This is a genomic window from Flavobacterium pectinovorum, assembly GCF_022802975.1.
GTDB classification, from domain to species: domain Bacteria; phylum Bacteroidota; class Bacteroidia; order Flavobacteriales; family Flavobacteriaceae; genus Flavobacterium; species Flavobacterium pectinovorum_B.
The window spans coordinates 179,767-192,528 of sequence record NZ_JAFEVZ010000004.1; the positions used below are offsets into that span (position 1 = coordinate 179,767).

Below are 12,762 nucleotides of genomic sequence, written 5' to 3' on the forward strand. Positions count from 1 at the left end.
TACCTATAATTGACACAGATTTAATCATTTTTTTTATATTTGAAAAACCTAAATCTATAATGAAAAGACTTTTATTGGTATTTTTTTTAGTTTCATTTTCAAAAAACTATGCACAAACTGATTACGCTTCTGTTTACAATAGTGAATCTATAATCAACAAAGGAGTAAGCTTCTACGATAATGAAAAGTATGATGAAGCCCTTACAGAATTCTACAAAATCAGCAAAACAGATCCTAAATATCTAAATGCCCAATACGAAATAGGTTTAACACTCAGTGCCCAGGATAAAAAGAGTGAACTCAAAACGTTATTAGAAGATTTATATTCTAAAGGAAAAATGGCGGAATATCCGGATTTATACAGGATGTACGCCATCTTTTTAAGTGATGAAAAAGAATATGAATCATCTGAAAAAATATATAAAGAAGGCGAAAAATACTTATCCAATTCATCTGTATTTCTGTATAATTATGCCGTATTATACATTCGTAAAAAAGAAAACCAAAAAGCTCTTGACCTGCTTGAAAAAATCATTACAAATGACCCAAATCATGCAGCATCACATTATTTATTGGGTATAATGGCTTTTGAAAACGGCAAAATAACCGAAGGCACGCTTGCCTTAATGAGCTATCTGGCTATAGCACCAACAGGGCAATATGCGAATCAGGCTATTGTAAATCTGAATGCCAATTTTGGACAAAATTACCTCGCTGAAAACAAATTGATTTTCTCAAAGTCAGGTGATAATTTCGAAGATATTGAAACAATCCTGAGAAACCAATTACCATTAAAAAAAGTCTACAAAATTAAATCGACAATCGATGATAAAATAACGCGCCAAATTCAGGCGATTGCAGAATACGCAACAGAACACAAAATGGGCGATGGTTTTTTTGAAACCACTTACATTCCATGGGTAAAAAATCTTGTTGAGAAAAATCAGCTGGAAGGCTACTCTTACTACAGTTTACTTTCAATGGAAGATAAACTTGGAAAAGAACTGAACAAACAAAAGAAAAAAATCACTTCTTTCCATGATGATTATTTACAAAAAGATTTTTGGTCTGTATTTGCAAAAAGAAAACTGGATATTTTTGGAAATATCGAAGATGTGGTTGTTACTCTCAGAAATGAAAAACCTTTTATAATTGGTCCTCAAATAAATGGAGAATTTCATGGTAAATGCAAATACTTAAATACCTACGGAAATTTAGGTGGAGAACTCTATTTTAAAAATGGATTACTTGACGGTCTGCAAAAATATTATGACGAAAAAGGACTGCTAATAGAGGAGAAATCTTTTACTGACGGAAAATTAAACGGAAAAAGAACTACTTATTATGAAAATGGAAATTTGTCATTAATAGAAAATTATAAAGATGATAAGCTTGAAGGAATCAGTACTTCTTATTTTCCAAATGGCGGTAAAAACTGTGAAGTAAACTTTACTAATGGCGAACGTAACGGCACTTTTATTTGTTTATATGAAGCCGGAACAAAAAAAAACGAAATTGATTTTACTGATGGAAAACTGAGCGGGAAATATAATTCTTATAACGAACTAGGCGCTTTAACAGAAACATATAATTGTGTAAATGATAAAATTGAAGGAAACTATTTTCAATACTTTGATGGTAAACTTGTAAAATCTGAAGCTGTTTATAAAAATGGTGTTATCGATGGAACTTACAAATCGTACTACCCAAACACGGCTTTAGACACAGAAAACAACTATGTTTTAGGAAATATTACGAAATCGACAAACTATTTTGAAAATGGTAAAAAATCATTTGAAAGCCTTTATAACAACAAGGGAGAATTAGAAACATACAGCTGTTTTGATGCTGATGGCAATAAATATTTTGAAGAAAAACATAAATCAGGAGAACTAAAGTCGGGCGTACAGTTTACTTCAGACTCTCCAAAAGGAACTGAGGTAAATTTGACCAAAAAAAGTTTTGAAACAAAAAATTTCAATGGCACTGTTAAAATAAAAGGCGCTTTTGAAAAGGGAAAAAGAGTTGGCGAATGGAATTATTTATATCCATCGGGAATTATGAAACTGAATGAGTTTTATGTTAATGGAAAAGCCAATGGCATCAGTACAAATTATTATTTAAACGGAGATTTATCAAGTAAAAATAATTATACCAATGACACGATAAGCGGACGTTATGAAACGTATGAGGGAAATAAAGTAAATCAAATTTATCATTACGAAAAAGGAGAACAAAACGGGCCATTTCAAACTTTTTATTCTGATGGAAAAATCAGTACTGAAGGTTTTATGGTTGAGAACAATATTGCCTATGACAAATTTACATATTTTCAAAACGGAAACATTTCTATAATTGAGCATTATATAGACAACTATATGGCAAATCGAAAAACATTCGATACCAAAGGAAAACTGGAAAACGAAATTGACTATAAAAACAAAAACGGAAAATTTAGTTTATCATTTCAAAATGGTACCTATACCAAAAATTATGAAATGACTAATGGTCTTATAAATGGCAAATTCAGTGCATTAGATAAATTTAAAACCAAAATAACCGAAGCAGAATATGTAAACGGAAAATTTCATAATGCATACAAAAAATATGGTCCGCTTGGAGTGCTTCTTTCTGAAAGAAACTACTATTGTGGTAAACTTAACGGAACCAGTACATTTTACGATTATGCCGGAAATCTTAAACTCACTGAAGAATATGTCTTTGGAATGGAAAACGGAAAAACGATTCGTTACTATAACAACAAAGCCAAAATGATGGAATACTCAGTTATAAACGGATCTACCGAAGGTGAAACCACTTATTACAATCAAAAAGGGGACGCTTTGGTGAGTATTGGTTATCAAAACAATATCCCGAGGTATTTTATAAGAAAAAACAAAACTGGAGAATTGAACGAAAAAATAATTATCGAAAACCAGACTTCAGAAATTTTGTCTTCTTATCCTAATGGAAAAATTGCAATTCAGTTTACTTTAGACAAAGGAAATGTAAACAGTAAATTTATCATCAACAATACAGAGGGAAAACCGGAATATGAATGTACCTATAAAAACAATAATCTGGAGGGTGAAAGAACTGAATATTATCAAAATGGGAAGCCTTATAAAAAAGAGCATTTTGTAAATAATAACTTCGAAGGCCAGCAGCAATATTTTAAAGAAGATGGCAAATTATGGGCAAATATATCCATAAAAAGCGATGAATTACATGGTGAGACCTTGATATACAATGCCGGAAAATTAGTAGAAACCAAAAAATATGATTCTGATGAATTGGTTCAAATTATTAAATAACCCTTTTATTCTGACTGTATTTTTTGCTTTCAATTCTATTCTGGCAATCGCACAAAAATCTTTTCAGGACGTTAAAAATTTATATCCGGACTATAATGAAATCATTTTAGAAAATTCTGAAGTGTATGATATTTCTATTGAAAATAATGGTTTAAAAATCATACAGGACAATCATCATGAGTCAATGGTTTTGACACAAAACGGAATTTTTAACAACAAAGAATCTTTTTCTTATTCTGATTTGATTTTATTGAAAGGTTATGATGCGTACACCATAATTAATGAGAACGGTAAAGAAAAAAAAATAAAAGTATCTCAGAGTATTGAAAAACAATCACAACAAAGTTCCATCTTTTATAATGATGTAAAAGAGCGCCAGCTTACGTTTCCGAATTTAGAAACCGGAGCAAAAAAAGTGTACAACTATCAAGTTCAATTTTCAGACCCACACCTGCTTCACAAGTTTATATTTGGTGACGCTATACCCATACAAAATTCATTTTTGGAGATCAGAACAGACAAAAACATTGTTATTGATTACAAGATTTTTAATGATCCTGACAAAACTATTTCTTATTCAAAAACTGAAAAAAAAGGAAAATGGATTCATAAATGGATCTTATCTGATATAAAACCTGCCAAGTATGAAGAAAATGCACCAGGTTATTTGTATATAGTTCCACACATCAATTTCTATATAAAAGAATACACGATAGATGGCAAAACAACTCCAGTTTTGGGAAGCATTCCTGAATTATATAATTATTATCAGCAGTTTGTAAAAAATCTAAACAAAAAAGAAGATCCGGACTTGAAGGCGCTGTCTTTAGAAATTACCAAAGACAAAAAAACGGATGAAGAAAAAATTAAAGCTATTTTTTACTGGGTTAAAGAAAACATTAAATACATTGCTTTTGAAAATGGATATGAAGGTTTTATTCCGCGTGAAGCCAGTCTGGTATTCGAAAGAAAGTTTGGAGACTGTAAAGACATGGGCAATATGATTTCGTGTATGGCACAATATGCAGATGTAAAAAATGTTACGATCGCCTGGATTGGAACCCGAAGTATTCCGTACTCCTATAATGATTTGGCAACACCTTCAGTTGATAATCATATGATTGCCGTTTTTAAGAAAGGTGATGATTATGTATTTTTAGATGGCACTGATAAAGAAACCCGTTACGGAATACCAACGGCTTTTATACAAGGAAAAGAAGTTTTATTCACTGAAAATAATCAATACAAAATCTATCCGGTACCCATTGTTCCGGCCAATCTGAATGAAGTTAAAGAAACGGTAAATTTAAAAATTGATAACAGCAAACTGAACGGATCTGCAAAAATGATACGTTACGGATACAATCGCAGCCATATTTTGATGCAGATAGGTGATGCGTCAAATAAAGCACGTAGGGAAATGATCAAATCTTTAGTTTTAAAAGGAAATAATAAATTCGACTTAAAAGATTTTAAAGAAGAAAACCTGACTGATAAAGATTTACCATATGTGATTGATTACAATTTTGATCTTGATAATTATATCATCAAAGTAGATAAAGAAATTTATGTGAATTTGTTTTTAGATAAATTTTTAGAAAAAGTAATTCTTGCAAAAGACCGGATTTCGCAATATGAATTTGAATATCTAACACAATTCACAACACAATATACTTTAGAAATCCCTAAAAACTTCAGTATAAAATATCTCCCTAAAAACTTCGATCTGGATAATGATTATCTAAAAGCTCATTTTACCTACGAACTGAAAAATAATATTCTGTATCTGGATGTGAGCCTGACGCAAAAAAAATTATTACTCAATAAAAACGAGTTTGAACCCTGGAATGAGACTATCAAAAAATTAAAAACCAACTATAACGAAACCATAATTTTACTTAAAAAATAATGAAAAAACAATTTCTAAAAAAGTTTCTGGCACTTGTCGCATTCTTAAGTACATCCATTTTTTTTGCTCAGGACTATAGTTTTAAAACCTATGACTGGAACGAAAATGATACTAAAATCGATGTCCCAAAAAAGTACGAAGATGAAAAAGAAATTTTCCTAAACCGTACTATAAAAATCGAAGTTGTTGTTGATAAAAATACTGCGACTCAATACCGTTTAATACATGAAAAAAAATACATCAACTCTGATGATGCTATAGAACGCAACAATAAAATTTACATTCCGTTTGGCAATCAGGAAAATATTCTGACTACTAAAGTACGTGTGATTTTGAAAAATGGAAAAGTCATTACTTTAGATAAAAAGGATATCAAAGAAGAAGTAGATGAGGAAAAAGGCATGAAATACAATTATTTTGCGCTCAATGGCCTTGAAAAAGGCGCTGTTATCGAAAAGTTATATGTAATAGAAGAAGCTCCGGATTTAAATGGCAACACCATTAAAATGCAGGATGAATATCCAATAGCCGAATTTAATTTTGATTTGATAGCTCCGGCTCACTTAATTTTTAAAACCAAATCATACAATGGTTTAAGTGAACCTGTTTTAGACGAAAAAAAGATAGAAAATAAAAAAGTGCTGAGTATAGCTGAAAAAGATATAATCGCTTTAAAAGATGATGAAGAATATTCTAACTGGGATGTTCGGTTAAAACTTTTCCGTTACAAATTAGATCAAAATTTATTCTCCGGTGCCAAAAACCTGAATAACTTTAAAGAGTATGCTACCAATACTTATGAGCGACTTAATCCGGTTTTAGATAAAAAACAAGAGAAAGTAATTGCAGCATTCTGCAAATCTATTCCGGAGTCAAAAGATCCTCAGGAACAGATTTGGAATATTGAAAACAAGATTAAAAAAACGATTATTTACGACAAATATATAGACTCAAAACCTTCTTTGAGTGATGTTATCAGTACAAAACAGGCAAATAGTCTGGATATTATCAAATTATATAGCGCTGTTTTTAAATATTTTAAAATAGAGCAAAATATTGTTTTCACTTCAAACCGATATAAAATTCCTTTTGACAAAGATTTTGAAAGTCACGAAAATCTAAGTGAGTTTTTGTTTTATTTCCCGGGCATTAAAAAATACCTTACTCCAACTGAAATTGAATATCGTTTACCACTTTTTCCAAATTATTTAGGAAATAACAATGGATTATTCATTAAAGAGAAAATTTTCGCGGGCGTTTCTATGGGAATTGGAGAAGTAAATTTTATCGAAATTCCGGGAACTGAGATTACGCATGACTATATGGATATTACAGTTGATTTTACACAAGATATTGAAAATCCTCTGGTTACAAGTAATATGACCTATGGAGGGTATTCCGGATTAAACTTTCAACCCTTAAAAGACTTTGTTTCGGCAGATCAATATAAAACAATGCTGAAAAATATTTCTGAAAATTATACCCTGCAAGGCGAATACAAAACGCTTACTACAGAAAATGACGGAACGGATTTTATTGGTAAAAAACCTTACAAACTAAATGTAACTTTTGATGGAAAAGAGATGATCCAAAAAGCAGGAGAGAATTATTTGTTCTCTGTTGGACAGACTATTGGAAGACAAATGGAACTTTATCAAAAAGACAAACGTATGCTCCCAATAGAGATTCAGTATCCGCATTACTACACCCGAAAAATTAAAATCATATTACCGGAAGGTGCAACTATCAAAAATCTGGATAAATTTGTAATGGATTTCAAAACAGAGCTTGGCGGTAAAACTGAAGCTGCTTTTACAAGTAATTATACTCAAAACAAGAATGAAATTACGGTTGAAAACACGGAATTTTATAACCTTATAAATTATCCTTTAACCAGTTTTGAGCAATACAAAGCTGTTATCAATGCCGCAGCAGATTTTAATAAAATTGTAGTTGTTGTTGCAAAATAAATAACCCTAAGTTATAAAAAAATAAACCCGACAGTGTTTTAAAGAAACTGTCGGGTTTGTTTTTTTATAATTTAATCTAAATCTTTAATAGTTAAACATTAAAAATATTATACACAATAATATGTTCATCATAATTAATGTACAGCTGTTTACGGTAGTCTTGTTTTTTGCGTGTAATAATTGAAATTTTGCAGTCGATACCACTATTGTCTTTACATACAAATGAATAGACAATATCAGTGTCATTTTCTTCCCGCTCGATGTACTCAATGATATTAAAAAGTTGTATTTCTTGTGAATACACCACGATTCGATGTTTCTCAGTATCTAAAATAACCGAAAGATTAACCAGATCCAAATTAGACCATTCGCCCCATTTTCCTTTATCATTTTTTTCTAAAACACTAAAACCCGATGTTTTAAAACGATAAGACTGACTGTAGGTTTGTTGTATTCCTAATCCGAGAAAAAGAACTAATATATAGTTTCGTAAAATTTTCATAATGTAGTTATAGGGGCTATTAAAACTCAAATTTACTTTTTTCCTGATAAGCAGCTTCAAAATCGGCAATCATTTCATTGATTATTTTTTCGACAGGCAAAATTTCATGAATCAGTCCCGCTATTTGTCCAATTTCAAGTTCTCCTTCTTCAAGATCGCCTTCAAACATTCCTTTTTTTGCTCGTGCTCTTCCTAAAAGTTGCACTAAATCTTCTTTTGAAGGACATTTTTTATATAAATCCTGAACATCTTCATAAAATTTATTTTTAATCAAACGTACAGGTGCTAATTCTTTTAGTGTCAATTGTGTATCACCTTCTTTTATATCAACTATCTTTTGTTTGAAATTATGGTGGGAAGATGATTCTGTTGAGGCAGCAAAACGACTGCCTACCTGAACTCCGTCAGCTCCTAAAATCATTGTTGCCAGCATTCCTCTTCCTGTCGCAATACCGCCTGCAGCAATAATAGGTATCTGGATTTTTTCTTTTACCATCGGAATCAAAGTCAGGGTTGTAGTTTCCTCACGACCATTGTGTCCTCCGGCTTCAAAACCTTCAGCTACAATAGCGTCAACTCCCGCTTCTTGTGCTTTTAAAGCAAAAATACTACTGCTGACCACATGAACAACCGTAATTCCTTTTGATTTTAAAAATGAAGTCCACGCTTTAGGATTTCCTGCCGAAGTAAAAACAATTTTCACACCTTCCTCAACCACTATGTTCATGATTTCTTCAATATTTGGATATAACATCGGAATATTGACACCAAACGGTTTATCTGTAGCTTTTTTGCATTTCTGAATGTGTTCGCGTAAAACTTCGGGATACATTGAACCTGCACCAATAAGTCCTAATCCTCCGGCATTACTTACTGCAGAAGCTAATTTATAGCCGCTGTTCCAAATCATTCCACCCTGAACAATTGGGTATTTTATATTAAAAAGCTGAGTGATTTTATTCATTCAAAAATTATTATTGTTTTATAATCTTTCCTGTTTTGTGAAAACCATCTGCCTCAAAAGTATAAAAATACAGTCCGCTTTTTAATGATTCTACTGAAACAACCGAATTTTGCTCCGTAATTTTTTTGTCTAATACCTTTTGCCCTAAAACAGAATAAATTGAAACCTTACCATTATTAATTTCATTTGAAAACGAAAACACAATATGGGTACTTGCAGGATTTGGATATACCTTAAAATTATCATTTACAAAACTATCAACCGTTAGGGTAGTTCCAAAATTAGGAATTCCGTAACCGTAGTTATTATCCGGTGTTAAATACTTATCAGAAGACTGAATGACCATATTTCTAATTTCCTGGTTTGTTTTTGTTGGAAAAGCCTGCCATAAACAAGCAATCATTCCGGCCATGATTGGGCATGAAAATGAAGTTCCATCGGAAACTCCAATATTCCCCGAAGAATCAGAAATAACGGCATCTTTGCCTTGCGCCATAACATCAGGTTTTATCCTGCCGTCATAACTTGGACCTATAGAACTAAAAGATGATCTCGCTTTTGCGGCATTAACAGCTCCAACCGCAATAACAGAAACGGCATCAGCAGGTCCGCCAATATGTTTTTCGGTCTGTCCGCCTTCATTTCCGGCAGCAGCAACCACAATCATACCTTTACTAAAAGCTATTTCTGCACCACGCGAAATAAAAGTAGTCGCTCCATTCATATCACTGTAGGTGTAATTATAATTTGGATTATCCCGCTGGGCAAAATACCCTAATGAAGTAGTAATGATATCGACACCCAGACTATCTGCTTTTTCAGCTGCTTCAACCCAAAGTGATTCTTCTAAAGGCTCTTCTGTGGCATCAATTTCGGTTCTAAACAAATAATAAGAAGCATCCGGAGCAGTACCTATTAAAGAATTTTCTTTGTAAGCTCCCATTGTAGAAAGTACTAAGGTTCCATGGCTCCCTCCGGTATAAAAATTGGCTTTTCTGGAAACATAATCATACCCCCCTAAAATCAGGTTATTATCACGTAGTCTCTGAAAAGGCTGAGCCGTGTTTACACCCGGAAAACCTGCGTCCATAACAGCAATTATTTTTCCGGTTCCGGTATAATTTTGCTGATGCAAAACATGTCCGTTAAGCATCTGAATTTGGTTAGCCGAAGAACCATAGTTATAATTAACTGTTGTATTTAGTTTTTCTGCTGTTTGAGAAATTTTAGTTTCTGCAGCTTTTTTTCCGGTTAAATTCAAAGATTTATTTGCAAAAACTACTTTATCGACAAATGAAATTGATTTTAAAGCTAAAATATTAGCCTGACTTCCCTGAATATGAAGCGCATTCAACCATTTTGATTTAGCCAGAACAGTTATCCCGGTACTTGATTTTATCTGAGCAACGTATGTTGTTTCTAAAGGAGCATCTGTAAAATTCAAAGCAATACTTTGATTCGTTCTTCGATCCTGAGCACGCTGTGAAAGTATTAATGAAGGTGAGTTTAAATAAATCTGCGCATTTGGCTTCGCATTAAAATATACCCAGACATCTTCCTGCGAAAACATCACAGTAGAAATCAACAAAAATAAAACAGCGTAATGTATCTTCATAACAATTTACTTTTTTAAGGTAAGAACCTTGATAAAAAAGTATAAAGCTATGAAATTACTCCCGAACCAACTAATTCATTTTCTAAATGCCAGGCAACAAATTGTCCTTCAGTAATAGCTGATTGCGGTTCTTCAAAATGAACATACATTCCGTCTTCAAATTGGTGTAATGTTGCCTTTTGTAAAGGCTGACGATAACGAATTCTTGCCATTACTTCCATAGTTTCTCCAGCCTTCAAAGCCAGATCAGTACGAATCCAGTGTACTTCAGATTTTTCTATAAACAATGCTTTTTTAAACAATCCGGGATGATTGCTTGTAAGACCTGTGTAAATCGTGTTGGTTTCAACATCTGTTGCAATCACAAATAACGGATCAGTAGTTCCACCAACATTTAATCCTTTTCTTTGCCCGACAGTAAAATAATGAGCTCCCTGATGTTTACCCATAATTTTCCCCATCTCAGGACTATAATTTAATTTTTTGGCTTCAATTTTCAATTCTTCTTCCAAAGATAATCCGGCTGGCTTTTCAACAGCATAAATCGGATCATTTTTATCAATCTGAACAATTTTCCCTTCTTTAGGCTGCAATTTTTGTTGTAAAAATTCCGGCAAACGAACTTTTCCGATAAAACAAAGTCCTTGCGAATCTTTCTTTTCTGCTGTTACCAATTCCATTTCAGCAGCAATTTCACGAACTTCAGGTTTAGTCAATGCGCCAATTGGAAATAATGCTTTAGCCAATTGTTCCTGAGATAACTGACATAAAAAGTACGATTGATCTTTGTTATTATCCGCTCCGGCGATTAACTGATAAACTGGTTTACCATCAACTTCAATTTCACTTTTTTGACAATAATGTCCTGTTGCCACATAATCAGCCCCCAGACTCAAGGCAATTTTCATGAAAACATCAAATTTGATTTCGCGGTTACAAAGCACGTCAGGATTTGGAGTTCTTCCTTTTTCGTATTCGTTGAACATGTAATCAACGATTTTTTCTTTGTATTCTTCGCTTAAATCAACAGTCTGAAACGGTATTCCGAGTTTTTCTGCTACCAACAAGGCATCATTACTGTCTTCTAACCAAGGACATTCATTGGAAATCGTAACAGAGTCATCGTGCCAGTTTTTCATAAAAAGGCCAATAACTTCATATCCCTGCTGTTGTAGCAAATAAGCGGCAACACTGGAATCTACTCCTCCGGAAAGTCCGACAACTACACGTTTCATTCTAAATTGTTTATGTTTTTACAAGGGTGCAAAGATAAATCAAATTATAGATAATTCGAACAGTTTTGATTAGTTTATGTAATAAAAGAGTAGATAAAACTTATAGCTTTTTTAGAATATGTTTTCAAATATATTATTATTCCATTTTGGGCTTTGAGTCAGCCTGATAGTTACTTTTAGGATCACTCATATTAACTTCTTTGGTTAATTTCCCTTTTAGATAAAATTGCCACTTTCCAGCTTTTTTTCCGTTTAGGAATTTACCTTTAGAAGCCACCACTCCATCCGAATCATAAAAAACCGCATCACCATTATATTGATTATTAGCATATGTTGTTTGCTCTAAAATGATTCCGTTCTGTCCAAATTTTTTATAAACACCTTCTTTCAGACCATTTTTATACGTCATTTCTTCGGCCACTTTTTCATTTGGATAATAAACCGTTCTTTTTCCTTCCAGCTTTCCGTTTTTATAGTTTTCAAGCGTCATGATTACTTTTGAAGCCTTATGGTAATATTTCCATTCGCCTTCATAATTTTTCCCGATCACTTTTCCTTCGCTTACCTTGTTGTTTTTCTGGTCATAAAAAATAGTGTAGGCACTTCCGTCATTTGCAGTAAAATCACGGGTTGCTATTACATCGCCTTTTTTAGTATCATCAAAAAACTTAAAAACTCCAACTTCTTTTCCGTGACTGAATGTACCTTCATAACGTGGTCTTTTCGAAACTTCATAAATACCTTTCCAAACACCGTCTTTTTTTCCGTTGGCATCCAGTTTATTAAAATCCTGCGCAAAACCTACTGCGCTTATCAAAAACAAAATCCAAAAATTCTTCATATTTTCTTTTTCTATATAACAACAAAGATTGCATTTTAGTATTGCAAAGGTATAACCATTTAAACAGAAACATCTTTATTTTTTTCAATAAAAAATCGTTAAAAACTAAAGGCAAAAATACTTCAGAGCTTTTTGCTAAAAAAACAAAAATCAAACAAAACCCTACATTCAGACAGTCTATTGGCTATAACTTATAAGATTTCAAAGATTTTTTTGAAGAAATAAAATTTTAAAAGCTTTTTATAATTAATTGAATAACTTTTGCAATTTAAACTATATTCGCAAAAAATAAATTTGCAAAAAAATATAAACCAAATCTAAATTCGGACCTTGATGAAATCTTTAAAACTACTCTTTCTTATCCTTTTTACAGGTACCTTACAATTACATGCGCAGGCTAAAATTGAATCTA

Annotated in this window: 8 protein-coding genes; 3 read left to right on the plus strand and 5 right to left on the minus strand. The window is 32.3% G+C overall.

Going from position 1 to position 12,762, the window contains the following annotated elements; all coding sequences use genetic code 11:
- The first annotated feature begins 59 nt into the window (after positions 1–59).
- The 3 genes from FLV_RS07705 to FLV_RS07715 are packed head-to-tail and all read left to right on the plus strand — an operon-like array spanning position 60 to position 7,193.
- Positions 60–3,314, plus strand: coding sequence for a toxin-antitoxin system YwqK family antitoxin (locus FLV_RS07705; RefSeq protein WP_243232560.1), 3,255 nt, complete (start codon positions 60–62; stop codon positions 3,312–3,314).
- Positions 3,289–5,223 (plus strand): DUF3857 domain-containing protein, encoded by a 1,935-nt coding sequence (locus FLV_RS07710; protein WP_243232562.1) that lies wholly within the window; start codon positions 3,289–3,291, stop codon positions 5,221–5,223. The genes FLV_RS07705 and FLV_RS07710 overlap by 26 nt, the downstream gene beginning before the upstream one ends.
- A complete protein-coding gene (locus tag FLV_RS07715) occupies positions 5,223–7,193 on the plus strand; it encodes a DUF3857 domain-containing protein (RefSeq protein WP_243232564.1) in 1,971 nt (656 codons plus the stop codon). The genes FLV_RS07710 and FLV_RS07715 overlap by 1 nt, the downstream gene beginning before the upstream one ends.
- Before the next feature lie 91 nt (positions 7,194–7,284).
- Here the strand turns inward: FLV_RS07715 and FLV_RS07720 are convergent, their stop codons facing one another.
- The 5 genes from FLV_RS07720 to FLV_RS07740 all read right to left on the minus strand — a co-directional run bounded on the left by FLV_RS07720 (position 7,285) and on the right by FLV_RS07740 (position 12,350).
- Positions 7,285–7,695, minus strand: a complete 411-nt coding sequence (locus tag FLV_RS07720) for a hypothetical protein (RefSeq protein WP_243232568.1) — start codon at positions 7,693–7,695, stop codon at positions 7,285–7,287.
- 19 nt (positions 7,696–7,714) lie between these two features.
- On the minus strand, positions 7,715–8,659 hold the full coding sequence (locus tag FLV_RS07725; protein WP_243232573.1) for an NAD(P)H-dependent flavin oxidoreductase: 945 nt from the start codon (positions 8,657–8,659) through the stop codon (positions 7,715–7,717).
- A gap of 10 nt (positions 8,660–8,669) precedes the next feature.
- Positions 8,670–10,274, minus strand: coding sequence for a S8 family serine peptidase (locus tag FLV_RS07730; protein ID WP_243232574.1), 1,605 nt, complete (start codon positions 10,272–10,274; stop codon positions 8,670–8,672).
- Between the two features lie 47 nt (positions 10,275–10,321).
- The gene (mnmA, locus tag FLV_RS07735) at positions 10,322–11,509 is read right to left on the minus strand and encodes a tRNA 2-thiouridine(34) synthase MnmA (protein WP_243232575.1); all 1,188 of its coding nucleotides are present in this window, start codon (positions 11,507–11,509) and stop codon (positions 10,322–10,324) included.
- 136 nt (positions 11,510–11,645) lie between these two features.
- Positions 11,646–12,350, minus strand: coding sequence for a toxin-antitoxin system YwqK family antitoxin (locus tag FLV_RS07740; protein ID WP_243232576.1), 705 nt, complete (start codon positions 12,348–12,350; stop codon positions 11,646–11,648).
- Positions 12,351–12,762 lie beyond the last annotated feature (412 nt).